Annotated in this window: 32 protein-coding genes; 3 read left to right on the top strand and 29 right to left on the bottom strand. The window is 35.6% G+C overall.

The genetic code is table 11. The annotated features are described in order from the left end of the window. The first annotated feature begins 82 nt into the window (after positions 1-82). Entirely contained in the window at positions 83-682 is a 600-nt protein-coding gene (locus tag HMPREF0381_RS05885; RefSeq protein ID WP_008751006.1) for a restriction endonuclease subunit S, read from the top strand. Here the strand turns inward: HMPREF0381_RS05885 and HMPREF0381_RS05880 are convergent. The 18 genes from HMPREF0381_RS05880 to HMPREF0381_RS05800 all read right to left on the bottom strand — a co-directional run bounded on the left by HMPREF0381_RS05880 (position 679) and on the right by HMPREF0381_RS05800 (position 14,797). After that, complete coding sequence (locus HMPREF0381_RS05880) at positions 679-1,227, bottom strand: restriction endonuclease subunit S (protein WP_008751005.1); 549 nt, start codon at positions 1,225-1,227, stop codon at positions 679-681. The genes HMPREF0381_RS05885 and HMPREF0381_RS05880 overlap by 4 nt on opposite strands. A 13-nt stretch (positions 1,228-1,240) precedes the next feature. After that, on the bottom strand, positions 1,241-2,224 hold the full coding sequence (gene xerA, locus HMPREF0381_RS05875) for a site-specific tyrosine recombinase/integron integrase (RefSeq protein ID WP_008751004.1): 984 nt from the start codon (positions 2,222-2,224) through the stop codon (positions 1,241-1,243). A gap of 82 nt (positions 2,225-2,306) precedes the next feature. After that, a complete protein-coding gene (fic, locus tag HMPREF0381_RS05870; RefSeq protein ID WP_040461209.1) occupies positions 2,307-2,912 on the bottom strand; it encodes a protein adenylyltransferase Fic in 606 nt (201 codons plus the stop codon). Positions 2,913-3,191: 279 nt separating this feature from the next. Further along, a complete protein-coding gene (locus tag HMPREF0381_RS05865) occupies positions 3,192-4,295 on the bottom strand; it encodes a restriction endonuclease subunit S (RefSeq protein WP_008751001.1) in 1,104 nt (367 codons plus the stop codon). After that, positions 4,285-5,817: a type I restriction-modification system subunit M gene (locus HMPREF0381_RS05860; RefSeq protein WP_008751000.1), complete on the bottom strand. Its 1,533-nt coding sequence runs from the start codon at positions 5,815-5,817 to the stop codon at positions 4,285-4,287. The genes HMPREF0381_RS05865 and HMPREF0381_RS05860 overlap by 11 nt, the downstream gene beginning before the upstream one ends. 450 nt (positions 5,818-6,267) lie before the next feature. Then, positions 6,268-6,399 carry a hypothetical protein gene (locus tag HMPREF0381_RS15705; protein WP_330370239.1) on the bottom strand — a complete coding sequence of 44 codons (132 nt, stop codon included), beginning with the start codon at positions 6,397-6,399 and terminating at the stop codon, positions 6,268-6,270. Next, the gene (locus tag HMPREF0381_RS05850; protein ID WP_040461206.1) at positions 6,380-7,843 is read right to left on the bottom strand and encodes an ABC transporter ATP-binding protein; all 1,464 of its coding nucleotides are present in this window, start codon (positions 7,841-7,843) and stop codon (positions 6,380-6,382) included. Before HMPREF0381_RS05850 ends, HMPREF0381_RS15705 begins: the two co-directional genes overlap by 20 nt. A 5-nt stretch (positions 7,844-7,848) precedes the next feature. Continuing rightward, on the bottom strand, positions 7,849-8,583 hold the full coding sequence (locus tag HMPREF0381_RS05845; protein WP_008750997.1) for an energy-coupling factor transporter transmembrane component T: 735 nt from the start codon (positions 8,581-8,583) through the stop codon (positions 7,849-7,851). A 1-nt stretch (position 8,584) separates the two neighbouring features. Continuing rightward, positions 8,585-9,169: an MptD family putative ECF transporter S component gene (locus HMPREF0381_RS05840; RefSeq protein ID WP_008750996.1), complete on the bottom strand. Its 585-nt coding sequence runs from the start codon at positions 9,167-9,169 to the stop codon at positions 8,585-8,587. Positions 9,170-9,267: 98 nt separating this feature from the next. Further along, positions 9,268-9,888 (bottom strand): TetR/AcrR family transcriptional regulator, encoded by a 621-nt coding sequence (locus HMPREF0381_RS05835; protein WP_008750995.1) that lies wholly within the window; start codon positions 9,886-9,888, stop codon positions 9,268-9,270. Positions 9,889-9,962: 74 nt separating this feature from the next. Next, entirely contained in the window at positions 9,963-10,922 is a 960-nt protein-coding gene (locus HMPREF0381_RS05830) for a DUF4846 domain-containing protein (protein ID WP_008750994.1), read from the bottom strand. 44 nt (positions 10,923-10,966) lie between these two features. Continuing rightward, positions 10,967-11,584, bottom strand: coding sequence for an SAP domain-containing protein (locus tag HMPREF0381_RS05825; RefSeq protein WP_008750993.1), 618 nt, complete (start codon positions 11,582-11,584; stop codon positions 10,967-10,969). A gap of 78 nt (positions 11,585-11,662) precedes the next feature. Further along, positions 11,663-12,073 carry a GNAT family N-acetyltransferase gene (locus tag HMPREF0381_RS05820; protein WP_040461726.1) on the bottom strand — a complete coding sequence of 137 codons (411 nt, stop codon included), beginning with the start codon at positions 12,071-12,073 and terminating at the stop codon, positions 11,663-11,665. A 79-nt stretch (positions 12,074-12,152) separates the two neighbouring features. Then, complete coding sequence (locus HMPREF0381_RS05815; RefSeq protein ID WP_008750991.1) at positions 12,153-12,593, bottom strand: GNAT family N-acetyltransferase; 441 nt, start codon at positions 12,591-12,593, stop codon at positions 12,153-12,155. A 117-nt stretch (positions 12,594-12,710) separates the two neighbouring features. Then, the gene (locus tag HMPREF0381_RS15000; protein ID WP_008750990.1) at positions 12,711-12,848 is read right to left on the bottom strand and encodes a hypothetical protein; all 138 of its coding nucleotides are present in this window, start codon (positions 12,846-12,848) and stop codon (positions 12,711-12,713) included. Between the two features lie 67 nt (positions 12,849-12,915). Then, positions 12,916-13,881: a hypothetical protein gene (locus HMPREF0381_RS05810; RefSeq protein WP_008750989.1), complete on the bottom strand. Its 966-nt coding sequence runs from the start codon at positions 13,879-13,881 to the stop codon at positions 12,916-12,918. Continuing rightward, entirely contained in the window at positions 13,881-14,336 is a 456-nt protein-coding gene (locus HMPREF0381_RS05805) for a DUF4869 domain-containing protein (protein ID WP_008750988.1), read from the bottom strand. The genes HMPREF0381_RS05810 and HMPREF0381_RS05805 overlap by 1 nt, the downstream gene beginning before the upstream one ends. 80 nt (positions 14,337-14,416) lie before the next feature. Further along, positions 14,417-14,797 carry a hypothetical protein gene (locus tag HMPREF0381_RS05800; RefSeq protein ID WP_008750987.1) on the bottom strand — a complete coding sequence of 127 codons (381 nt, stop codon included), beginning with the start codon at positions 14,795-14,797 and terminating at the stop codon, positions 14,417-14,419. Positions 14,798-14,920: 123 nt separating this feature from the next. On the opposite strand from HMPREF0381_RS05800, the gene HMPREF0381_RS05795 reads away from it, so the two are divergent. Both HMPREF0381_RS05795 and HMPREF0381_RS05790 read left to right on the top strand, forming a co-directional pair. Continuing rightward, positions 14,921-15,184, top strand: a complete 264-nt coding sequence (locus HMPREF0381_RS05795) for a type II toxin-antitoxin system RelB/DinJ family antitoxin (RefSeq protein WP_008750986.1) — start codon at positions 14,921-14,923, stop codon at positions 15,182-15,184. Beyond that, on the top strand, positions 15,185-15,463 hold the full coding sequence (locus HMPREF0381_RS05790) for a type II toxin-antitoxin system YafQ family toxin (protein ID WP_008750985.1): 279 nt from the start codon (positions 15,185-15,187) through the stop codon (positions 15,461-15,463). Between the two features lie 56 nt (positions 15,464-15,519). Here the strand turns inward: HMPREF0381_RS05790 and HMPREF0381_RS05785 are convergent, their stop codons facing one another. The 11 genes from HMPREF0381_RS05785 to HMPREF0381_RS05735 form a co-directional block, all read right to left on the bottom strand. Further along, on the bottom strand, positions 15,520-15,996 hold the full coding sequence (locus HMPREF0381_RS05785; RefSeq protein ID WP_008750984.1) for a GNAT family N-acetyltransferase: 477 nt from the start codon (positions 15,994-15,996) through the stop codon (positions 15,520-15,522). A gap of 82 nt (positions 15,997-16,078) precedes the next feature. Then, positions 16,079-16,771: a 2-C-methyl-D-erythritol 4-phosphate cytidylyltransferase gene (ispD, locus tag HMPREF0381_RS05780; RefSeq protein ID WP_040461202.1), complete on the bottom strand. Its 693-nt coding sequence runs from the start codon at positions 16,769-16,771 to the stop codon at positions 16,079-16,081. A 33-nt stretch (positions 16,772-16,804) separates the two neighbouring features. After that, positions 16,805-17,821: a tRNA (adenosine(37)-N6)-threonylcarbamoyltransferase complex transferase subunit TsaD gene (gene tsaD, locus HMPREF0381_RS05775; protein WP_008750982.1), complete on the bottom strand. Its 1,017-nt coding sequence runs from the start codon at positions 17,819-17,821 to the stop codon at positions 16,805-16,807. Then, positions 17,808-18,719 (bottom strand): ribonuclease Z, encoded by a 912-nt coding sequence (locus HMPREF0381_RS05770; RefSeq protein ID WP_008750981.1) that lies wholly within the window; start codon positions 18,717-18,719, stop codon positions 17,808-17,810. Before HMPREF0381_RS05770 ends, tsaD begins: the two co-directional genes overlap by 14 nt. Continuing rightward, a complete protein-coding gene (rimI, locus tag HMPREF0381_RS05765; RefSeq protein ID WP_242824394.1) occupies positions 18,713-19,123 on the bottom strand; it encodes a ribosomal protein S18-alanine N-acetyltransferase in 411 nt (136 codons plus the stop codon). The genes HMPREF0381_RS05770 and rimI overlap by 7 nt, the downstream gene beginning before the upstream one ends. Before the next feature lies 1 nt (position 19,124). Further along, the gene (tsaB, locus tag HMPREF0381_RS05760) at positions 19,125-19,853 is read right to left on the bottom strand and encodes a tRNA (adenosine(37)-N6)-threonylcarbamoyltransferase complex dimerization subunit type 1 TsaB (protein ID WP_008750979.1); all 729 of its coding nucleotides are present in this window, start codon (positions 19,851-19,853) and stop codon (positions 19,125-19,127) included. Next, entirely contained in the window at positions 19,831-20,292 is a 462-nt protein-coding gene (gene tsaE, locus HMPREF0381_RS05755; RefSeq protein ID WP_008750978.1) for a tRNA (adenosine(37)-N6)-threonylcarbamoyltransferase complex ATPase subunit type 1 TsaE, read from the bottom strand. Before tsaE ends, tsaB begins: the two co-directional genes overlap by 23 nt. Before the next feature lies 1 nt (position 20,293). Further along, a complete protein-coding gene (locus tag HMPREF0381_RS05750; RefSeq protein ID WP_008750977.1) occupies positions 20,294-20,782 on the bottom strand; it encodes a YcxB family protein in 489 nt (162 codons plus the stop codon). 1 nt (position 20,783) lies between these two features. Further along, positions 20,784-22,937, bottom strand: a complete 2,154-nt coding sequence (locus tag HMPREF0381_RS05745; RefSeq protein WP_008750976.1) for a Tex family protein — start codon at positions 22,935-22,937, stop codon at positions 20,784-20,786. 13 nt (positions 22,938-22,950) lie between these two features. Beyond that, on the bottom strand, positions 22,951-23,304 hold the full coding sequence (locus HMPREF0381_RS05740) for a hypothetical protein (RefSeq protein ID WP_008750975.1): 354 nt from the start codon (positions 23,302-23,304) through the stop codon (positions 22,951-22,953). A gap of 13 nt (positions 23,305-23,317) precedes the next feature. After that, positions 23,318-23,659, bottom strand: a complete 342-nt coding sequence (locus HMPREF0381_RS05735; protein ID WP_008750974.1) for a DUF2752 domain-containing protein — start codon at positions 23,657-23,659, stop codon at positions 23,318-23,320. Between the last annotated feature and the right edge of the window lie 61 nt (positions 23,660-23,720).

Here is a 23,720-nt window from a genome sequence, read left to right as displayed (position 1 = left end):
TCATAGATTTATTTTAGTGTAATTCTTTTTTATTCAGTCTCTCGGTAAGCGACATATTATAAACAATAATTTAGAACAGCAGGTGCAGACATTATTTAGAAATCAATTCTTGACACAAAAGTTCTTACCTGATGGCTGGACAAGAGCCACATTGGGAGAGGTATCACTAATGGGAGCAGGAGGTGACAAGCCAAAAACTGTTTCTAATACTCAAACTGAGAACTGCCCGTATCCCATTTATTCAAACGGAATCAGCAATGATGGGCTTTATGGTTTCACCAATAAATGCAAAATCAAAGATGAAAGTATTACAGTTTCTGCAAGAGGTACTATTGGCTTTGTTTGTTTACGGCATATACCATATACGCCGATAGTTCGCCTCATTACCCTTATACCAAAAACGGATGTGCTGTCTGCGAAATATCTTTATCTTTGGTTGAGGAATATGCATATCCATGGGACTGGCACTACACAACAACAGCTAACTGTTCCTGATTTTCGTAAAACTGATATCATTCTGCCAACAAAAGAGGAAATGACTTTATTTACAGATACTATCACCCCGCTTTTTGAAGCAATATGGGAAAATCAGGCTCAAAACTTGAAGCTCTCTAATACGAGAGATGCTTTGCTTCCAATGCTCATGTCTGGCAAACTGGATATTTCCTACCTTGACCTTTAAGCCACTAAATTATTGTTTACCTCATTATTTTTCTTAATTTTTTTATCTATGCTTGAAAGAATACTTACTAAAGCGTCTTGCATTTTTCTTTCAATTAGTGGTATTTCCATTTTGCCAAGTGTTTGTGCATTTATGTTGCCACGAGTACTACCTGTATTAAATGAGTTAATCCAATCTTGATATTGCTTCGATTGGCAGAAATACTTTATGTATTTTGGATTAACTTTTTTCTCGTCAATACTAAACTTTATAAGGAAACCTGCATATACAAACTCCCCATCAGTTCCATCATAAAAATAGTTTCTCCCAGTGCTTGCACCAGTTCTTGCAAAAACAATATCATTTGGCTTTAAAAGATACTCTCGAGCCTTCTCATCTTCAACCGATTTTAAATCTTGCAGATTTAGTGTACTATCATCTTTTATATCAGTTATTCTTAAATAGGTGTATAAATCTTTTGAAAAAGGGACTGCACTTGCTCCAATTCCATATGAACCTTTTCCATCTACCGTTAGTGAAGCTAATGTTACAAGTTTTTCAGCCATAGCTCAATCCTTCCTATCCAATATATTTTCGATGTGCAATTTTCACATTGCTTTGCTTTACCATTGCATACTGCAAGGTCGTATCTATTTTTCTATGCCCTAAAAGCTGCTGAAGTTGCTCAATAGGCATTCCTTTATCTATCGCCATAGTTGCAAGAGTACGCCTGAATTTGTGCGGATGTACCTTTTGCAACCCTAATTTTTTCCCATATTCCCTTAATCTCACTTCAATCCCACCTATTTTCAGCCTTTTATGAGGCTCTTTCAATGATACAAACAGAGCCGGGTTATCATCTATTCTACTGTTAAGATAATTCTGCAAGTGAATCTTTGTTCTTGCATCAAAATAAACAACTCTCTCTTTACTGCCTTTGCCGAATACAATACATTCTCTCTCGTTGAAATCAATATCATTTCTGTTAAGCAACACCATTTCACCTACACGCATACCGGTTGATGCAAGCATATCTATTATTGCTAAATCTCTTAGTTCTGTGCAATTATCACGCATAAGTTCTAAAGCTTCATCGGAATAGGTCTCCTTTATGTTTGTGCCGGTTTTAACTTTATGTATACGTCGTACCGGACTTTTCAGTATGTAGTCCTCATCCTCCAACCAAGCAAAGAAACTTGAAAGAATACGGCGGATATTGTCTATTGTAACTTTACTTGATTTTTTCTTTTCCTGATATTCTGTCAGGTATCCCCTAATGTCGTCTGTAACTATATGTTTGACATCTTTTTGTAGTTCATTAAGCATAGCTTCAATCGTAGCCTTGTAGTATTTAAGAGACTTTTCGGAACAACCCTCTATGCGTTTTGCCGATAAGAACAGTTCTACAAAGTTTTGCTTTGAAGTTTTCCCCTGTTTTTGCTTTTCTGTTAGCTCATAGTCTGCAAAGACATATTGCAAAACCTCCTGCAACTTTTCGTTTTGTGCGTTGTTCAAATATGGCAACATACCTTGAACAATGTCATTTATTAAGTTTTGTTTCATCGTCATTTCTCCTTTTTTATTGAGAACTGACAAGCAACGGCTGTTCTTTACATTGACTTCTGCCGCTGATAGAAGTTTTTAGTTACAAATCACTTGTCTTAAATGTAAAATAGTCTTCGTAATAATAACTGTGATCAATACCTTTCATATAAATCTCACGGTCATTGATTTTTTCTGTCAGTGCCTGCTTTAATATATATTTGATTTCAATAGTTTTAACAGGACTGCGTTCCATAGCAGAAAGGTAATCCTCCTTATCTACAAGACTCCAATCAACAACTTTACCTAACTCTTTTTTCAAAATCAAATCAAGCCAAATTCTTGTACTTCTGCCATTTCCCTCACGAAAAGGGTGTGCAACATTCATTTCTACATATTTTTCTATAATTTCATCATATGTTGACTGTGGCATTTTTTCGATATTTTCAAGAGATGCTCTCAAATACATAAGCGGAGCAAAACGGAAATTACCTTTTGCAATATTAACAGTTCTTATTTGTCCGGCGAAATCATAAATCTGATCAAATAAATATTTGTGTATTTCAGCAAGAGATTTAAAAGTTCCGTGTTCAAGATTATTTAAATATCCGCTTTCAAATAGTTCTATTGCTCTTTTTTTACTGATTTTTTCTTCAGCCTTAGCTAATTCTACCGAATCAGTAATGCCAAGTTTATTCTCTAATGTCATAGCAATTTCCCTTTCTATATTTTTATGATAGTTATGATAAACCATACTTGAGCAAGTTGCAGACTTGCGATGCTTATTGACCGTAGGTCAATAAGATAGTTTGGACTCTGAACAGCAGGTAAACAATAATTTACCGACTCATCCGTGCAACGCACGGATAGCTGCGAAGCAGCGCAGGCAGACACCGAAGACGGACGAATGCTTGCATACGGACGGCAAGGTGTCTGACAGAGGCGGTAACGAGGAAACTGCGGAGCAGTTTTCGAGTCTATTAGCAGCTTAAAAGTCGATGTTAGAGACATCAAGTTCGCCGGACATTAGTTTAGGTAAAAGAGTGTCTCTTAATGAAGAGAGTTTCTTATTCTCTATTCGATTTGAGATAATCAAATCATAAATTGGCTGAAGTAAAGCTCCAATTCGTTGGTAATCTGCTTCATTAGGTATGAGAACCTTTGCTTTTGCGAGTTCATCACGCTTAATGTGTCCCATTGTTGTAGCTTTGTCAGCAGCAACGGCTATAAATCGGTCAAGATGGTGTTTTGTCCAAGCATAATAGAACCACTTGTTATACTTGTTTGATGTTACTTTAAACAAATGTTGATTTAAGCCGCAAATACCTCCGCACCAAAAATCAACTAACAAACTGCCTGACCAAGAGAAAATAACATCACCATCTTGAATAATGTACTCGCTTTTAATATTTGGAGAACACAGTTCGCTGTTATCATCACAACAGGTTTGACGAAGCTCTTTGATTTTAAGAACCGGAATGCCTGTTTCATCAGCAGTTGGACGATATTTTTGCATAGCAAGACCGTTTAGATAGTCTGCAATGTCTATCAAACTAGCTTGATTCCAACCATCAGGCAATGTTTCAAGAGTTAAAAACTCCTTTGAAAAGATAGCCTTAGCTTGCTGCTCTAAATTATTGTTTATCGCATTATTCAGTTCGATTTTTTCATCTATCGGATTAAGGCAAGAAAGCACTATTTCTTGTTCCTCTATTGAAGGAATATTAAATTCAAGCCTGTTAAGAGTTTCTGTTCTCAGACTTGGAATGGTAGTTCCCTCGTTATAGTTGTTTAAGTCTATAAGAGACATAACATAATATAGGTATTTGGGAGTTACAATGTCTGTATTAATGATAGTATAAAAAAGCGTATCAACTGTCCAAAATGGATGCTCTACATATTTAACTTTTCCTATTGTCCCTTTTCTTCCAATCAAAACAGATGGTTTATCATAAAGTGCTGTTTTCGCATACCCCATTAATCCTCCTGTACCATAAATAGGAATATTTCCATCATCTGAATGAACTTTTTTTTGATTTTTTCCATATTTAATCGTCACCAATTCCGAAAGAGCGTATCTTTTAAACTTCATACCCAATCGCCCCCAGTTTCTTTCTAATCTCCTCTTCCAACTCATGAGACTTTTTAAACATATCTGAGAGTTCTGAGGTCAGCCTTGTCATCTTTTCTTCAAAAGGCTCTCCGTCATCTTCCTGTTCCTCAATACCCACATATCGACCGGGAGTTAAGATATAGTCATGTTTTGCTATATCTTTTATCGTAGCAATAGCAGAAAATCCTTTTCTCTCCTTCAATACTCCATTTTGAAAATCTTCAAAAGTCTTTGCCAATAAGTCAATATCCCCAAGGCTTCCGTCTTCTTGTATCCCTTCCGTAAAGTCTCTATGTTTCCTATCAACCATATATCCCATTTTTCTGGCATCAATAAATAGAGTCCTTCCTTTTTGCTTTTTATTCTTAGTAATAAACCACAGTGTCACCGGAATAGTTACACTATAAAATAGCTGTGTAGGTAAAGCTACAATACCTTCCACCAGATCATCTTCTATAATCTTTTTTCTTATTTCTCCTTCTCCTGAAGTTTGAGATGATAATGCACCATTAGCAAGTACTAAGCCTATTTTCCCATTAGGTGCTAAGTGGTGAATCATATGTTGTATCCACGCATAGTTTGCATTCCCTGCCGGTGGCATTCCATACTTCCATCTGACATCATCTTTTAATTTATCCGCTCCCCAATTAGAAAGGTTAAACGGTGGATTTGCCATAATGAAATCAGATTTTAATGTTTTATGGATATCATTAAAAAATGTATCTGCATGATAAGGACCGAAATTCGCATCAATTCCTCTTATTGCCATATTCATTTTTGCCATCTTCCATGTATCTGCATTGGATTCTTGACCATAAACAGAAATACTCCCTCGATTATCACTATGAGCCTGTACAAACTTTTCACTTTGTACAAACATACCGCCACTGCCGCAACAAGGATCATATACACGGCAGTTATTAAATGGTTTCAGTATGGCAACAATCGTTTTTACAATACTTGAAGGTGTGTAAAACTCTCCGCCCTTTGTTCCTTCATAGGCAGCAAACTGAGCAATACAATATTCATATGTCCTGCCCAATAAATCTTTACTTGCCTCTGTTCCATCCATTTTTACTTCGTTAGTAAATAAGTCTACAACTTCCCCCAATACTCTTTTATCTAAATCAGGACCGGCATAATTCTTAGGCAAAACATTTTTCAAACTCACATTTTCTTTTTCGATTTCCCTCATAGCATTGTCAATTACTATACCGATTTCAGCTGTATGTGCCGAAGATGCAATCTTACTCCAACGAGCTTCTTCCGGCACAAAGAAAATATTTTCTTCTGCATATGCATCTCTGTCATCTTCAAAACCATCACCTTCTTCCAAAAGTTCCTCGTAACGCTTTTCAAAGGCACTGGATATATAACGAAGAAAAATAAGTCCAACTATTACCTTTCTATATTCAGCAGCAGGAATATGCCCCCAAAGAACACAAGCTGCATCCCAAATTTGCTTTTCAAAGCCTATATTTGCATTGTTTTTTCCGGCCATTATTTATTCTCCATACTCTATAAATTCTATAATATTGTTTAAATCTCCGTTAAAACCCTTACTAACCCACACCATTACATTTTCATTGTCACCAAATAAAATGTGTATATTAGTTTTTCAAGTGGTCCCTTATAATTTCAAACAATTGGCTTATATATTTTATCATATTTCAAATTATTAACATAGCATATATTAGAAATAATAAAAAAGTCAGTGTAGTCCGAAGACTCCATTGACTTTATTAGGGTATATCGGAATTAGGTTTTCTTTCCCCCGATATACCCCTTACTTATTTTATAAATATTATTTAATCCACTGTATAAATGCTGTCTTATCGGCACAATTATAGCCTGCATTTTTATAAAAGTTTAATGTTGATTCATCCTTTGAGCCTGTTAAAAGCATCATCTTATAGCAATTCTCTTTTTTAGCTATCTCTCCGGCAAAATTTCAACATTCACTTGCATAGCCACTGCCGCGATAATCGACATGAGTAACCACATTCTCCTTTATCTCTCTTACCATTTGGTCTCCCGTATATCTAAGATTTTTGCTATAAGCCTTATATTTCAAAAAATTCACTCACTCTTCCCGCATTTTCTTTTGTCCATGCTCCTGACCATAAAAGCTTTCCATTCTCCAAAAAAATCAAATAATCACAGCATTCCTTTAAAAACTCCGGATCATGAGTTATGATAAAGCTTGTTCTTCCCTCAGCTTTTAAATGCTTTATGATTTCAGAAACTTCCAACATATGCTCATAGTCAAGACCACTTGTCGGCTCATCAAAAATCAATATTTCCTTATCACTTGCTATTGCACTGCCAATTGCCACTCTCTGTTTTTGACCTCCCGAAAGAGAGAGTGGATGTACATCACAAAACATCTCCAGATTCAGATCTTTAAGTATTTTCTTAGCATTTTCTTTTGCAATCTCATCATCTTCTTCCATACTTAAAATAACTTCATCCAAAACACTTTCCGTAAACAACTGGTGATTTACATCCTGCATTACCATATAACTTAGATTTTTCCAATCCTTTGCCATAATAATACCGGATTTATAGTTTAAACTTCCCTTTACCCTTTTTTCAAGTCCGCATATCATCTTTGCAAGAGTGGACTTACCTGCACCATTATACCCTAAAACTCCTACAATTGCACCATATGGAACTGTTATATCAGGAATATCGATAAATTTTCTTTTCCCATAAGAAAATGAAATATTATTAAAACTGAAGTTGTTTTTATTACTGTTTTCATCATTCCTTTCCTCAAATTTGACCGGATAAACGGAACGAAGTCCCATTTGATGCAATTGTGTTTCTTCAATTTTTTTAAATTCATCAATAGATAAGTCATTTACAATCCTTCCGTCCTTCATATAAATGACTCTGTCCGCAAGCTCCATCAGATAATACAGCCTATGCTCAGCAATAATAACAGTCTTACCTTGCTTTTTCCAATTTCTTATTACCTCCTTTAAATCGGAAATAGTACGAAGATCCAAATTTGAAGATGGTTCATCAAGGATAAAAATTTCCGGTAACATTGCTGCAACAGATGCACATGCAATCTTTTGCTTTTCACCTCCTGACAAAGCGAAAATATCTCTGTCAAGAAGGTATTCCATATTTAAATCCTTGGTTATACTACCTATTCTTTTATATATTTCTTCTCTTGATACACCGGTATTTTCGCATCCGAAAGCGATCTCTCCGGTGGAGTCCACACTAAAAAACTGAGAACGAGGATTTTGAAAAACGGAGCCTATTTTTTGTGACAATTCGTATAATGTCAATTCAGATGAATCTATGCCGTCAATTAATATTCTGCCTTTGAGCTCTCCCGGATAATATGCTGGTGAAAGCCCGTTAATCAATCTTGTAATTGTAGTCTTGCCACAGCCTGAAGCACCGCAAAGAATCACAACCTGCCCGGGCAAAATCTCCAGATTGATATCATAAACGCCGGCACTATGCTCTACAGTATTATAAGAAAAAGATACATTTTCAAGCACAACCATACTATTTATATTCTCCCTATTATTGTCCATATAACTAAAGCAAATATGAGAATAGCCATACATACATCCCATATTCCAAATCTCAGCTCAACCATACATGTCCTTTTTTTAAGTCCACCAAGTCCTCTTGAAAGTGCCGCCGCCGAAAGTTCTTCGCCTATCTTTGCAACAGACATCATCAGTGGAACCAATCTGTATTCCAAAATCATTGACGGGTTTTTCAGGAATTTCTTTGTTCCGAATCTTATCTCTCTCATCCTCATTGCATTACTAATAGACTTATTCTCCTCTGCCAAGGTCGGAACAAATCTAAAAACGACCGAAACAGGAATAATAAATGCCTCCGGAACATGCCACAAATTCATTGCGGATATAAACTCATTCGGCTTTGTTGATTTTATAATATAATAACCAAACATAAATACAGGGAAAAATCTAAAAATAAGTTCTACAATAAGTCCTAAAATCATAGAAATCAGATATGGGAATTCAAACTTTCCTCCATATATTTTTACAAAGATTGTAATTACAAATAAACCTCCATAAATAAAAGCCGGACGATATCTCTTATCTGAAATCAATAAAAAAATAGGAATAAATACAAGTATTGAATTCAATATAAGATTCTTATGAACGAAAAAAATCAAAGTTGCAAGTACAAGCATAACAAGTACTTTAGTACGAGGATCAAGGTATAATCCCCTATGTTTTGGAGGCTCATAAATTATATTTTCTTCCATACTATGCAATTCCCGCTCTCTCAAAATGCTTTTTTAACATCCTTCTGCCAATAAATGCCCCAAGAATTGAAGAAATAATAATACAAACCAATGCCACAAATCCCATCCATGGCGGCATAAATTTTGTTACTTCCATCACATATTTCTCACCCATAGCTTCTCGAACACCTGCCATATAGGTCTCTGTCATCAGCCACATCGGTGCAGGAAGCCCCAGCATACTGCAAGAAAAAATTACAAATCCAAGAATATTCATGCTGAACTTTTTATATTTTCCCGCTTTCATAACAAAGTCGGAAATAAGTCCCAACACAATAAAGCTTACAGTCGGAATCCATGTATATCCCATAATATACCAAAATATACCGATAATAACCGCCATAATACTTACCATTCCGAACTTTTCCACTTTAGTCAAAAATAACATAAAAGGTATTCCTGTAATAAGCGGAACCAAAATAAACAGCAGAGGATAAAGGAATGGGATTGCATTAATCATTCCCACTGTAAAAAATACCACAATATAAATTGCCGTATACACACCTACATGAATCAAATCTTTTGTCTTTAAACTATCACTTTTCATACAAATTCCTCCTAGAATTTATTTATCTAATTTATGATAACTTAGATTGCACACTTAGTTATCTTTGAGTCGAAAATATGCCACATATTGTGACAATCCTAGATTTGAAGCAGTTTCCTCCATCCTGCTGTAAAAAAACTCGACAGACTTTGAACAGAATCCAGTGCTGTTTCTTTACTGAAATCATGTAAAACCGTTTCAAAAATACAGGCATAATATGCATGTATAATCATATGTAACTCATTCTTTGCAACACGATTATAAGAAATCCCCTTTTCATCCAGTGCTTCATACATACGATACATACTGTTTAATTCACGCTCAACAATGCGGTCAATATAGTTATTATATTCCGTTCCGTCCGAGCAGCAAATTATAAGCTTAAATATATCGAAATGCATATAAATATAGTGTATAAATTCTCTTATAGCATCTGAAGAAATATTCCAGATTTCATCCGTATTTCCCGTATCTATATTATCAAAGCATTTATCTTCAGCTCTATCAAATCCGGATAAAAGACCGGTTGCCACATCATCTACAAGTTCTCGAAAGATGGAAGACTTGTCCTCAAAATGCCTGTAAAATGCACCTGTAGTAACTCCTGCCTTCTTACAAAGCTCCCTGAGATTGGTCCTTTCATAACCATTTTTTAAAAAAAGTTCCTTTCCACTTTCCAATATCTTTTTATGTGTGATATCATATGCTCCGTTTGACATACCTTTACCTTTCTGATAACTTTGTTATCATTTTATCCCTTTTTAAGTTAGGTGTCAATAACTAACGCCTATATCTATTGCAAATAATCAAGCCTTTTTAAACTTCCCTCATCAAAGGTATAATTCTGTGTTCTTAAAGGATATTTTATCTCACCTTCATAATACCATGGGTCCTCACTGTGGGCGGGATTTTTGATTATATGAAAGCTTTGTGCCGGCATAAAGCCCTGTGCAAGTAAGAATGCCTTTTCTCCTGCTTCATTTTCACAGATATCAGCCACCATTACCACATGTCCGGGGCTTCCTCCCTTTATAAAAATATCCCCCACCCGAATTTCAGAGATATCTACAGGTCTTGACTCCTTTTCCATGGAAAGTGTGGAAGAATAGGCAAATACAATGCGAAGATACTTTTTAAATGTTTCTTCACCACTGTCAGGATTTGCACTTTTCTCCCAGTACGGTTTATCATTTGAAAACTTTACCCTATACCCCTGTCTCCAGTGCTTAAAATCGCATACAAAGCCGTCTACAAATGTGAAGCTTATTTTATCCTGCTCTCCTGTCTTATACAAATATTCCGCATATACTCTCATAATGCTGTCTGCACATTGCTGCAAATCCTCCTCAGCCACTTCCATGGAAAATACCGCCACATGACCTTCTCCGCCCTTTTGTCTTTTGTCAAAATAAAATACCGGAGTACCGTCAGGCTCCAAATTATAATTGCCTATAAAATGGGCAAAACTTCCCTCAGCGGCTTCCACCCTTTTATATCCCTTTGGAGTAATAAAACGGGTAAAAAGTGTATTGCCCTCAGGATTTATAAAATCCGAAAGTTTCACAGCACTTTCCTCAGTGCTTTCTTCCTTGCTCTCATTATCATTTGTTTTTATATCATTACTATTTTCAACAATTGTACTTTCTGCTTCCTCATTTGTGACGGTATTCATATTTTTACTCTTACAACCCCAGCATATGCAAATAATCATAGTAAGCAGTAAATAAAATTTATTTCTCTTCATAAAATTCATCAATGTCTGTATACCCCCTTTCAAACTCTTAAAATCAGATTTATTTACTTTAAGTACTCCTCTATTTTGTCTTCATATTTTTTTAAAAGTTCCCGTGAATATATTTTTTCATTTTTTGAGTTTCTAACTTCTTTCCAAAGGGTAGCTGCAGCTTTTAACTTATCAGAGTAATTATTGCTACATTCATCTAAACAAAAATCTTTTAAAAATTGATTCCATTGACAAGCTGAATTATCATACTTAGCGTAATTTGATTCACCATAATATACTTTCAGCATATCTTGTATCGTAAAGTTTAAATCATTTTCGGCTTTTACTTTCCTCCAAGCTGTTGCCATATCAGCATTAAATTTAAATGGATTAACACCTGTTACGGCAGAAAAATAATCTCTAAATTTTTTGTTAAAGGAAAATCCGGATTCAAGCAATGGCATATTTAAATTTATCGATTCAGTTTGATTTTTCTTTACTTTCCTTACAGATTTTTCTACTCTATTTCCCTTAAAAAATTGTTCTATAATTAAGTTCAGCTCTTGCTTTGTGCATCTATATTCCAGCCCAAGAGACTTACAAATTTGTGAAAGTTCTTCTCGATACCAATAGTATCTGTTAAATTCTTCAAATGATTTTATATCTTTAAAATCCGGTCTAATATCTTTCATCATCCCTCCTCTATAAATACTGATTTACCCATAATATTTATCATATTAAATAATCTAATTTCCAAACTACATTTCAAATCACAACTCTTTTGTATAATAGTATCTCTCACCTGTATAAGGATATTTTTTCAATGCAAACACCTCTTTATAACCATGCTTTTCATAAAATTTCAGTGCTTGAAAATTAAAAGTATCCACGAATGAATACTTACACCCTCTCTCTTTTGACTCTCTTTCCGCCACTTTCAAAATTTTTGAACCGATCCCTTGTCCCCGTAAATCATCACTGACATATAAATATTCAATCTCAAGCCAATTGCCAAAAGTTTCCGCTACCATTCCTGCCTTTAAATTGCCCTGTTCATCTTCCAAATAAATATTTAAAGGCTCACTTTTAGATGGCTCTCTATTGGATCTATTGTATGCTCTGATTAAATTTGCCGGTTCTTCAGTTCTTTTCGATTCAATATTTTCTAATTTCAATTTCAATTTCATATTTTATTTGTCCCTCATTGTTTTTATAATTCGGCTTTTTAAATTATAATTACCGAGCTTAGCAAACTGAGATTTATTTCTCCATACGAACAAGAAACTCTGTTGTGTCTTCTTCATATTTCTTTTCATTTGTCGTGTCAAAACCATGTCTTTTATAAAATGCTATTGCTTTTATATTTTTTTCTAATGCCCATAAATGATTAGCATCCCTTTCTGCTATTCCATATTCTAACAATTCAGTTCCGATTGCTTTCCCTTGAAGAACAGGTTCAACAAATAATCTCTTCACTTCTCGTTTTTCGATTTGAATAAATCCTTTTACTACACCATCATCATATACCCATATGCTATCTAATTCTTTTGCAAAACTTTCTACCATATTAAAAACTGTTAACTCTTCAAAATAGAAAGTATCTTCTTGAAATATCGGATAAAAATTTAGCCTATAGTTAAATACAAATATTTCAGCTATTCTCACTAAATCATTAATCGTTGCTTGTCTTATATAATTCATGCTTCAAACCACCAAATTCGAATTTATCCTGACTGGTAAACCGGAATTTCTTAATTACTTTTTTTAATAAGCTTCCTAAAAGGTGTCCTGTTATTTGCATACTAAATTTTCAAGTCTTTATTGTTTAACATTACACCAAACATCCTTAAAACTCTCTTCTTTGCTCTCATTGTCATTAGCTTTGGCAACCGTACTATCTTCAATAATTGTACTTTCTGCTCCCTCACTTGTGATGATGTTTTCATCTTTTCTCATGCAACCTGAGAATAAAAAAATATCATAAACAATAGTAAATATAATTTATTTCTTTTCATATTACACCTTAATTATCCAACTTAATATGTGCAATCTGCATCATTATTTTCCCCTTTATGTCCGGCTGTATGTAGTATAAGGGTAACTTTCCTTTACTATATTTCTTATAAACATCCTTTTCACTTAATTTCATCAATAAATCTGTAAAGTACTGTTCCCAGCTCTCATATTTTTTACTGTCAGCATAAACATAGGTCTCCGTTATTCCGGCACTGTTTCCAAATATACCTGATTTTAAAATTAGCCATTCAAAGGACTCCGGCAAAAATAATGCCAACTTACCGTAACTGAGTTCTTGTTCTTTTACAAGACTCTCCATCTCACAACCAATGGCAGCACCATCTGCTACAATAATGATATTAGAACTCTTATATTTTTTCAAAAGTCCTTTAATTTTAGACTTTCCTCCTGCTGCTTCACATTTTATATTTGTATTTTTTACAGTATCTAAGAAAAACTCATATCCGGACTTGCTGTCTTCTGTAATAATAATATCCGGCATGAATGGAAATCTATTTGGATCAGGATTATCATAAAATTTATCAATATCAGTATAAACTCTCTCAAATTCTTTGTTCTTTCCGGTACCCTTAATACGATATATTTCATCAACACTGTATGGCAACTGTGAAAGATAACTTCTTGTTATTATTAGGAAGTAATTATCGCAACCCTTTACCTTATTTACAAATTCCTTTGAAAATACAAACTTACTTCCTTCATCAATCACTACAATTTTTTTACTCAACTTATCAAGTTCGTCTTCCCAATTTCTTCCTTCCAGCGTTACAATATTTCCACCGCTAATCTTTACTCCGCTTTCTCTTCCCAGATTGTTGTAATCTCTAATCATATCATACAATGTGGTCTTCCCTGTGCCGCTGTCTCCACGAAGAATAGTAATATTCCGATTTAGTGTGAATTTATAAGAGTTTCTTTGATTGCTTATCTTAATACTTACCCTACCAATCATTACTGCATATTCTCCTTAAGATATTTATCCGCCGCATCTAAAAACTCTCTCATATTATGTACAATGAGTTTTTTGTCATTTAAAATACGAATTTCAAAATCTTCCTTTCCAAAATCCATTATATGATATAGAGCTATTGTAAAATTTTTTTCTTTCCCAAGCTTTAGTATCCATTTTGCACAATTATCTCCACAGTTAGATGCATTAAATGTCTTACCCGGTTCATTTTTCATCAATATCAAAGCCTTTACACCACCTGATAGCTTATCCGGCGGAATTTGCCCTAAAACAGGGCTTTGAATAGTATTTGCATCCAAAACTTCCGATCGGTCAATATCTTTAATAGCGGCTCTTGCAAATTCATCTGTAATCCAGCTGTCTTTATATCTGTTTCTAAAATATACCGATGTATTATATATTACATTATCTCTGTCACCAAACCACACTCTGAGCATAGTATTCCTCCATGTTTACAGATATATTATATCATAATTTATTTTAAAAAAGATGAGCCATAATTTGACTTACCTAATATTCATCCGTTAAGCGATAATTTTATAGAATTCATGGGAATTACTTCTAAAACAAAATGTTCATCACTAATTCCAGTATTTGGGTGTGAATTTGCAATCTTTATATTAAAATCTCCAACATAATATGAATTATTATTCGAAAAAGTACCAAAAACAATATACTGTACTCCTATATATTCAAGCATACCACTCTCATCCGGTTGAAGACTCATAACCTCAAAAGGTTTCTCTATGTCTATACCATATTTATCCAGCCATAATGCCAATTCAGGAAATTCTTTTCGTGACTTAACATAGTATAGCTTACAATAATCACAGTCACATAGCATATCTAAGGACAATGAATTGTAGTACTCTTTTGTTTTAACAATATCTATCTTCACAGTTATCTCCTTTAAACTTTGTCAAATTCTAATTTTATCTAATCCGGTTATCAGCATTGCATATATGCTAAACTTATACTATAATTACATTACAAATAATTGCTTAAGTATTGGAGGTGCAATATGTCAACACTACAAATTCGTATAGATGAGCAGCTAAAGAAAGACGCCGACTCACTATTTTCAAGTCTGGGTTTGGATACATCAACAGCAATAAGGATTTTCTTAAATGCTTCACTTGAACACAATGGATTACCATTTCCTGTTGTACATAAAAAGCAATATAATGAAAGTCTTAGTGCAATTCAAGATGCAAGGTTACATAGAAACTTAAATGGACCGTATAATTCTGCTAAAGAAGCTGTCTTAGCTATGTTGGAGGATTAGATGTATCAAATTCTATTTACAAATAAGATGAAGCGTGATGTAAAGCGAATCAAGAAGCGTGGTAAAAATATTGCAAAGTTAGTAGATGTACTTGATTCACTTAGTACAGGAAAACCACTTGAGTCCAAATATAGAGACCACCAACTATCCGGTAATATGTCAGACTTTAGAGAATGTCACATAGAACCGGATTGGTTATTAATATATCGTGTTGAAGATGATAGACTTATTATCGTTGCAACTGAAACCGGTACTCATGCTGACCTTTTCGGTATGTAGTTTTGCAAATATGTAAATTATTATGTTATAGCACCAAAAACCGAGATCTATCAGTCTCAGCTATCTTTCTCATAGTACACTATATCCATAATATCGCTGATATTATCTATCTTTTCAATTCTATGATATCCAAGCTTTTCATAGAGATGGCAATTACCTTTTTCCTGTAAAATAGTACCTAAACACCAATTTTCACTTCCATGTATTTTTTCAGCAGCCTTGATGGCTTGTTGAGCATATCCTTTATTTCTGAACTCCGGCATTATCCATATTGGAGATATTTTCTTCCTGCTTCCATCTTTCTTATCGATGATACGAACCACACCAATTCTTTTGGAATTAGCAAAAATAAAATAATAAGTTGTGCATGGCTGTTCAAACTTTGACATTAACTTGTCAAATGTTTCAGCGGCAGGGCTTATATCATAATCATTATATTTTTCCAAAAGTCCTGCAAATGCTTCCAGTTGCATCTTCCAAATAGTCTCCATATCTTCTTTTATTGCTTGGATAAGTTTAACACCCATGTCCATTACTCCCCCTTACAACTTCAAATTTATATATCTTATAAACACCCAAAAAGCCGATGCAACCACATGCTGCATCGGCTTTTTATCAACCATTCTCGGCATCTAAAAACGCCTTAGCTATCATTATATCCTCAGGTGTGGTTACCTTTATATTTTTATAATCACCCTCTATAAGTCTTACCTTTGTATCACTAAACTTTTCCACTACCATAGCATCATCTGTAATTCCAAGAGATTTATAATCGGTTTTATACATCTTTTCAAATGCCGACTTTATAAGTTCCGTATAAAAACATTGTGGAGTCTGTATAATACAAAGGGTATTTCGATCAATTGTCTCACCGCCAAACTCACCGTCTCTTATTCTGATGGTATCCTTTGGAGCTACTGTCGGCACCACCGCCCTATACTTAAGCGTTGCATCAATGCATCTGTTTATAAGTTCCACATTTATCATGGCTCTGGCACAGTCATGTATCAGACAAATATTCCCTGATACAGCCTTTAATCCACTATATACAGAATCATATCTTTCATTTCCGCCGGAAACAATATCTTTTACCTTAAAAAATCCGTATTTTTTTACGATATCTTTTCCTACATAGTCAATATCGGCTTCTGATGTAACTATTATAATCTCATCTGCTTTGCTTTCACTAAATGCTTTCAGGGAATAGTATAATAGAGGCTTATCATAAAGCTTTGCAAATTGTTTCTTTTCCTTGGCATTAAATCTTTTTCCACTGCCCGCAGCCAGTATTATCGCCGTACTTTTCATAATCATATTCCAATATCAAAATAATCTTTACAATCACAGTTCAAGATTTGGTACCGCATTTAATGTCAAATCCTTAAAGTTTCCGTTTAAATATTCATAATATGCAGCCACACCGATCATTGCCGCATTATCCGTACAATATACCGGTGACGGAAAGTGAAGTTTTAACCCCTCTTCACTGCATTTTTCCTCCATCAAACTTCTGAGTGCTGTATTTGACGCCACTCCCCCTGCCATTGCTACATTCTTTATATTATAATCCTTTGCTACAGTAACAGTATGTTCCACCAATACCTCCACCACAGCTCTTTGAAAAGATGCCGCCAAATCATTTACATTTATCTTTTCACCGGTCATATTGGCTTTATTTTGATAATTTAAAACAGCTGACTTTACTCCTGAAAAGCTGAAATCATATTTTGAATCATTTACTCTTGCCTTTGGAAACTCTATTGCAAAAGGATTGCCAAGCTTTGCCGCCTTGTCAATCTTTGGACCTCCCGGATAACCAAGACCTACACTTCTTGCCACCTTATCAAATGCCTCACCTGCCGCATCATCTCTTGTGGTTGCAACTATTTCAAAATCATTATAATCCTTTACAATAGCTATTTCCGTATGTCCTCCCGAAACAATCAGGCATACAAAAGGAGGCATCAAATTTTCATGCTCTATAAGATTTGCAAAAACATGTCCCTTTATATGATGTACTCCTATCAAGGGCTTTTTTAATCCGTAGGCAAGTGCCTTTGCTTCGCCTACTCCTACAAGCAAAGCCCCTACAAGTCCCGGGCCGTAGGTAACCGCTACGGCATCAATATCATCAAAGGTGACATTTGCCTCTTTCAGTGCATCTCTTATTACAAAATTTATATTCTCTATATGTTTTCTGGAGGCAATCTCAGGGACTACTCCTCCATATATTGTATGTAAATCTATCTGTGATGAAATAATATTTGAAAGTACCTTCCTTCCGTCTTCCACTACAGCTGCCGCAGTCTCATCACAGGAACTTTCTATTGCAAGTATTTTTATATTATTCTTCTTCATAACCCAGTTCTATGCTCCATCCGTCTCTTGCAGTCCTTATAGCCGGGAAAATTTTCTTTAAACCTTCAATATATTCATCCGGCTTGTTCATTGAGGGCGAATAATGTGTAAGCCACATTCTCTTCGGATTTGCCTCTTTTCCGAGGTTTGCCGCCTCGGTCATAGTCATATGCTTGTAGCCTTTGGCATTTTCTTCCTTATCATCCTCTCCATACATACCCTCACATATAAAGAGGTCGCAATCTGCGGCATACTCCGCAATAACAGGCTCAGGTCTTGTATCTGTACAATAATTGACCTTAATACCTCTTCTTGCCTCGCCCATTACCATATCCGGAGTATAGGTCTTATCTCCGTCTATGATAATCTCACCATGTTGCAATTTGTTCCAGTATTTTAGAGGAATATCCAGTGCCTTTGCTCTTTCGGCATCAAACTTGCCTTTTCTCTCAATAGAAATCCTGTAGCCGTAACAGGTCACTCTGTGATTTACCTTATATGCCTCTATTTTATAAGGGGCAAAATCTATAACTTCTTCACTTTCTCTAAGTTCTCTAAACTGTATTTCAAACGGGAGTTCAGGTGCTATGACTCTCATAGCATTTACAACCCTCTCAAGCCCTTTCGGTCCTATTACAAGAAGCGGTGTAGTCTTTTCACAATTTCCCATTGTAAGTAAAAGCCCCGGCAGTCCGCTTATATGGTCCGCATGATAATGTGTAAAGCAAATCACATCTATAGGTTTCGGGCTCCATCCCTTTTCCTTTATAGCAATCTGAGTGCCTTCACCGCAATCTATCAAAAGATTTACTCCCTCACATCTTGCCATCATTGAAGTCAACCATCTGTAAGGCAGCGGCATCATACCCCCTGTACCTAATAAACAAATATCTAACATTTTATATATCCTTCCATTAACAGAGCATCATCTGTAGGATTATTATAATATTCTTTCCTGATGCCAAGCTTTTTAAAACCGTAATCTTCATATAACCTTATAGCATCTTTATTTTGGCATCTGACCTCAAGGAACACTTTTTTCACCTTCATATCTCTAAGATATGAAATCATAAAGTTCATAAGCTCATGTGCAAACCCAACGTTTCTGCTGTTTTTATCTGTAGCTATACGGAAAAGTTCGGCCTCATCCATATTTACTCTGAAAATAATATAGGCTAAGACTCTATAGTCTTCTTCGATAACCACGCAGTAATCAAATTTAGATTCTATAGAGTCTTTTATATTATTTTCGCTCCATGCGTCGCCAAAAATATCTTTTTCCAGTTGTTTTATTGCTTCCATATCAGAGATCAGCATCGGTCTTATCCACATCCCTCTCCCTTTCCGCCTGACTTTTTCTAAGATATTCCGGTCTCATATCATCTGCCGATATAATATTGCCGCTCTTTAACATTTCCATTCCAAGCATTGCAATATTTGATGCTCTTTGTCTGTTCAAATTTGCAGGTGCAAAATCATGTGATATTTCAAGGTTTTTGTCAATATATTCCCTGAATACAGGCACACCGTCGCCTAAGAATATCGCCCTTCCCGCTTTTTCCTTTGCATCTGTTTCTTTTAAAATTTCAAAAAGCTCATCTACAGACACCGCCATAGACGGTACTTTAACCTCAAGTTTTGTGTCGTTTTTATATATCCCTGTATATACCTGATTTCTTCTGGCATCCATTATAGGCACTATAAGCGCATCACTTGAATATATATTTAATGCCATTGCGTCAAGTGTGGGAACATGGATAAGAGGTAAATCAAGTGACAGCCCAAGTCCCTTTGCACTTGCTGCTCCTATTCTAAGTCCGGTAAATGAGCCGGGACCTCCTGAAACGGCTATAGCCGAAAGCTCACTAAGGCTTATTCCCGTTATCTTTACTATCTCATCAAGCATCGGCAATAATGTTTCTGAATGTGTCTTTTTAAAATTTGTAGTATATTCCGCTATTGTCACATTTTCATCTATTATCGCAACCGATGCCACCAATGCGGCACTTTCAATTCCTAAAATCTTCATCATCCATACCTTCTACAGCTATTTGTCTATAGTCAAATCCCTTTTCAGGGTTCTTTGATATAACCACTTTTATCGCATCTTTTGGCAATGCTTCTTTTATCAAGTTTGACCACTCTATAAGGATGACGGCATCATCAAACAAAAACTCATCAAAACCTATCTCATCAAGCTCCGCTATATCACTAATCCTATATACATCAAAGTGGTGAAGTCTTTTCTCACCCTCATAAGTTTTTACTATATTGAAAGTAGGGCTTACAATATCCTTTTTTATATTAAGCCCTGCACCGAATCCCTTTGCAAAAACAGTCTTGCCTACTCCAAGGTCGCCGTCCAGACAGACTGCCACAGGAGTACTTCTTGCCTTTAGATTATTTGCAATCTTAAATGCAATATCAAATGTATCCTTGTCACAAAAGCTCTCAAAAATAACTTTACTCATTCTAAAATATGCTCACTCTTGTCTTTTCTTTTAAAATAGCGACTATCCTTTCTTTATTTGCCTTTGTATATCTGTCAGGTAAAAGATAGCCTCTTATAGCGTCCACATATATCACTATAATTCCCGGTAATATCCTTGAACGAAATCCGATTTCCCACTTAAAGTCCACCTTTTCTTCTCCTGATACCACCTCTATGCCCTCGTCGTTAAGCGAAAGAGAAAAGCCTGCCCTAACGGCATCTGTCCTTGCCTGCTTTTGTGACTTTAAGTAAAGCATTGCCGGCTGCACTATAAGAAACATATTTGACATTACCACAAATAAAATCCTTCTTGGAATATCAATTCTGTTCCATGTGGTAATCATAAAGTAATACATTGCCACTGTGAATAATATATTGAAAATAAGTAAAAATCCTCTGTTGCTGTGATACATGGAAAACAGCCAGATATCTTTTGCATTCAGCTTCATATCTATCTTTATTTTATTCATATCAATCAAATACCATAGACAGGGATATTCTTTTTTTCTTTAAATCCACACTGTCCACCCTTACTTCAACAATATCTCCTACACTTACCGCCTCAAGCGGATGCTTTATAAACTTCTTACTTAACTTTGATATATGCACAAGCCCGTCCTGATGTACTCCGATATCCACAAATGCTCCGAAGTCGATAACATTTCTTACAGTACCCTTTAAAATCATGCCTTCTTTTAAATCTTCCATTTCCATTACATCTGTACGAAGTATCGGCTTTTGCATCTCATCTCTTGGGTCTCTGCCCGGTTTTTCAAGTTCCTTTACTATATCTCTTAATGTAATTTCACCAATCTCAAGTTCATCACTTACCTTTTTAAAATCAAGTATTTTCTTTGATATACCGCCAAGACCTGATAAAGTGATATCTTTGTCACTGTAGCCAAGGCTCTCGAGCAACTTTTTGGTAGCACTGTAGCTTTCCGGATGCACACTTGTCATATCAAGTGGTTCTTTTCCGTCATTTATTCTAAGGAATCCTGCACATTGCTCAAAGGCTTTAGGTCCAAGCTTTGAAACTTTTAAAAGCTCCTTTCTTGTTTTGAAGCTTCCGTTCTCTTCCCTGTATACAACTATATTCTTTGCAACAGCCTTTGAAATACCTGAAATATACTCTAAAAGCGGTGCGGATGCAGTGTTTAAATCTACTCCCACCTTATTTACACAATCTTCCACCACTGCACCAAGTGCCTCCGAGAGCTTTTTTTGATTCATGTCATGTTGATATTGACCTACACCTATAGACTTCGGATCTATCTTTACAAGTTCCGCAAGAGGATCCTCAAGTCGTCTGGCAATTGATGCTGCCGATCTCTGACCCACATCAAAGTTTGGAAACTCCTCAGTTGCAAGCTTGCTTGCGGAGTATACACTTGCTCCCGCCTCATTTACTATAATGTATTCAAGCTTAGTATCAACTTCCTTTATCAACTCTACAATTATGCTTTCGGACTCTCTTGAAGCCGTACCGTTTCCTAAAGAGATAAGGCTTATATTGTACTTTTTTATAAGTTCTTTCAGCACCTTCTTGGCTGCTTCCACCTTATTTTGAGGTGCTGTAGGATAGATAACCGTGGTATCCAAAACCTTTCCCGTTTCATCCACCACCGCAAGCTTACAACCTGTTCTAAAAGCAGGATCCCATCCAAGTACCACCCTGCCTGTTACAGGCGGTTGCATAAGAAGTTGTGTCAGATTTTTACCGAATATCTTTATAGCCTCATCCTCTGCCGCCTCTGTAAGACTTGACCTTATATCTCTTTCTATAGAAGGTGCAATAAGTCTCTTATATGCATCATCTATAGTATCTTTTAATATCTGCTCTGTAAATTTATTGTGCTTTTTTATAATATTTCTTTCCAGATACCTGATAATATCCTCAAGCGGCGGGTCAACCTTTACAGTAAGGATCTTTTCATCCTCACCTCTGTTGATTGCAAGTATCTTATAACCTGCCGCCTTTGAAACACTCTCTGCAAAATTATAGTAGTTTTCATACACGGACTCTGTAGTCTCATCCTTTGCGGCAGACATTAAAATACCCTGTTTAAAACTCATCTCTCTTATCTTATTTCTAAAGCCTGCATCATCTGAAATCTTTTCAGCTATAATATCCATAGCACCTGCTATAGCATCCGCTTCAGTCTCCACCTCAAGCCCCTCTTTATCAGAGAGATATTTTTTTGCTTCCTTTATTGCCTCTATTTCAAGTTTTTCTTCAAATATATCATTTGCAAAGGCTTCAAGCCCCTTTTCAACAGCAATCATTGCCCTTGTACGCCTCTTCGGTCTGAAAGGTCTGTACAGATCATCCACCGCCACTAAAGTACAGGCAGCTTCAATATCCCTTCTAAGCTCATCAGTCAGCTTGCCCTGCTCCTTGACGGCGCAGAGTACCTGAGCCTTTTTCTCCTCCAGGTTCCTTAGATATTTTAATCTTTCATCAAACTGCCTAAGTATCTCATCATTTAGTGAACCTGTGACTTCTTTTCTGTATCTTGAAATAAAAGGAATAGTATTTCCCTCATCTATCAACTTAACGGTAGCCTCTACCTGTGAGATATTTATACCCAACTCATCCGCAAGTATTTTTACTATGTCAGTCAAAATTGCCTCCTTATCAATGTGTTATATACAGTTGAATATAATCCTGTATAACTTTAAGCTGTTCCGGTCTGAATTGATTTAAAATTCTTTTATCCCTTAGCTGTACTACCACAAAAAGTATCATGGCATATATAATAAGTCCGATAACTATTCCAAATGTTCCGGTCACAATTCCGGCCACCGCCTTTCCCCTCATTCCGCCTTTAGCAGATATGACAGCAAATGCAATTGCAAATATTCCAATCGGGATGCCTAAAGGAACTCCTGACGTAGGCATTGCACACATACATGACAGTATTGATATGATACCAAATACGAGGGATCTGTTTTCCCACCTGTTTTTTATTTTCTCTTCAGTATTTTTCATCTATAATCCCCGTCTATTTAAGTAAGTCTATGCCTCTAAAAAGTAGAAACCAGTCCTTCACAATCCAATTTAAAAGCATTATAAAGACTCCGATATACAGCATCGGCAAAATAAGTTTATCCTTATTCAAATGTCTTCCGCCGATTTTATACTTTACTACAAAAAAGAAAAAAATAAAAGTTGCAATAACTGTATACAATACCACCGGATTATAAATAAAGCTTTTTTCTATATTACCTCTTACCAAAAACCTGACCGCCCTTGTACCTCCGCATCCCGGGCAATACAAACCTGTAAGTTCATGAAATGCACAAGGCGGAAGCGGTCCCACTAATTTATCAAATATTCTTCCCATATAAAAATTTCAGCACCACCTTTGGTGGTGCCTGCAACTTAAGCTATCTTTGTTCTGATAT

Source organism: Lachnoanaerobaculum saburreum DSM 3986, assembly GCF_000185385.1.
Classification (GTDB): Bacteria; Bacillota; Clostridia; order Lachnospirales; family Lachnospiraceae; genus Lachnoanaerobaculum; species Lachnoanaerobaculum saburreum.
The sequence above is the reverse complement of the archived record's forward strand: the minus strand, read 5'-3'. Positions and strand labels throughout refer to the sequence as shown.

Bases quoted from the DNA above. Each gene is read 5' to 3' on its own strand.
- HMPREF0381_RS05880 (WP_008751005.1), bottom strand. From the start codon at position 1,227: ATGGCTGAAAAACTTGTAACATTAGCTTCACTAACGGTAGATGGAAAA.
- xerA (WP_008751004.1), bottom strand. From the start codon at position 2,224: ATGAAACAAAACTTAATAAATGACATTGTTCAAGGTATGTTGCCATAT.
- fic (WP_040461209.1), bottom strand. From the start codon at position 2,912: ATGACATTAGAGAATAAACTTGGCATTACTGATTCGGTAGAATTAGCT.
- HMPREF0381_RS05865 (WP_008751001.1), bottom strand. From the start codon at position 4,295: ATGAAGTTTAAAAGATACGCTCTTTCGGAATTGGTGACGATTAAATAT.
- HMPREF0381_RS05860 (WP_008751000.1), bottom strand. From the start codon at position 5,817: ATGGCCGGAAAAAACAATGCAAATATAGGCTTTGAAAAGCAAATTTGG.
- HMPREF0381_RS05850 (WP_040461206.1), bottom strand. From the start codon at position 7,843: ATGGTTGTGCTTGAAAATGTATCTTTTTCTTATAATACTGTAGAGCAT.
- HMPREF0381_RS05845 (WP_008750997.1), bottom strand. From the start codon at position 8,583: ATGGAAGAAAATATAATTTATGAGCCTCCAAAACATAGGGGATTATAC.
- HMPREF0381_RS05840 (WP_008750996.1), bottom strand. From the start codon at position 9,169: ATGAAAAGTGATAGTTTAAAGACAAAAGATTTGATTCATGTAGGTGTG.
- HMPREF0381_RS05835 (WP_008750995.1), bottom strand. From the start codon at position 9,888: ATGTCAAACGGAGCATATGATATCACACATAAAAAGATATTGGAAAGT.
- HMPREF0381_RS05830 (WP_008750994.1), bottom strand. From the start codon at position 10,922: ATGAATTTTATGAAGAGAAATAAATTTTATTTACTGCTTACTATGATT.
- HMPREF0381_RS05825 (WP_008750993.1), bottom strand. From the start codon at position 11,584: ATGAAAGATATTAGACCGGATTTTAAAGATATAAAATCATTTGAAGAA.
- HMPREF0381_RS05815 (WP_008750991.1), bottom strand. From the start codon at position 12,593: ATGAATTATATAAGACAAGCAACGATTAATGATTTAGTGAGAATAGCT.
- HMPREF0381_RS15000 (WP_008750990.1), bottom strand. From the start codon at position 12,848: ATGAGAAAAGATGAAAACATCATCACAAGTGAGGGAGCAGAAAGTACA.
- HMPREF0381_RS05810 (WP_008750989.1), bottom strand. From the start codon at position 13,881: ATGATTGGTAGGGTAAGTATTAAGATAAGCAATCAAAGAAACTCTTAT.
- HMPREF0381_RS05805 (WP_008750988.1), bottom strand. From the start codon at position 14,336: ATGCTCAGAGTGTGGTTTGGTGACAGAGATAATGTAATATATAATACA.
- HMPREF0381_RS05795 (WP_008750986.1), top strand. From the start codon at position 14,921: ATGTCAACACTACAAATTCGTATAGATGAGCAGCTAAAGAAAGACGCC.
- HMPREF0381_RS05790 (WP_008750985.1), top strand. From the start codon at position 15,185: ATGTATCAAATTCTATTTACAAATAAGATGAAGCGTGATGTAAAGCGA.
- HMPREF0381_RS05785 (WP_008750984.1), bottom strand. From the start codon at position 15,996: ATGGACATGGGTGTTAAACTTATCCAAGCAATAAAAGAAGATATGGAG.
- ispD (WP_040461202.1), bottom strand. From the start codon at position 16,771: ATGAAAAGTACGGCGATAATACTGGCTGCGGGCAGTGGAAAAAGATTT.
- tsaD (WP_008750982.1), bottom strand. From the start codon at position 17,821: ATGAAGAAGAATAATATAAAAATACTTGCAATAGAAAGTTCCTGTGAT.
- HMPREF0381_RS05770 (WP_008750981.1), bottom strand. From the start codon at position 18,719: ATGTTAGATATTTGTTTATTAGGTACAGGGGGTATGATGCCGCTGCCT.
- rimI (WP_242824394.1), bottom strand. From the start codon at position 19,123: ATGGAAGCAATAAAACAACTGGAAAAAGATATTTTTGGCGACGCATGG.
- tsaB (WP_008750979.1), bottom strand. From the start codon at position 19,853: ATGATGAAGATTTTAGGAATTGAAAGTGCCGCATTGGTGGCATCGGTT.
- tsaE (WP_008750978.1), bottom strand. From the start codon at position 20,292: ATGAGTAAAGTTATTTTTGAGAGCTTTTGTGACAAGGATACATTTGAT.
- HMPREF0381_RS05750 (WP_008750977.1), bottom strand. From the start codon at position 20,782: ATGAATAAAATAAAGATAGATATGAAGCTGAATGCAAAAGATATCTGG.
- HMPREF0381_RS05740 (WP_008750975.1), bottom strand. From the start codon at position 23,304: ATGAAAAATACTGAAGAGAAAATAAAAAACAGGTGGGAAAACAGATCC.
- HMPREF0381_RS05735 (WP_008750974.1), bottom strand. From the start codon at position 23,659: ATGGGAAGAATATTTGATAAATTAGTGGGACCGCTTCCGCCTTGTGCA.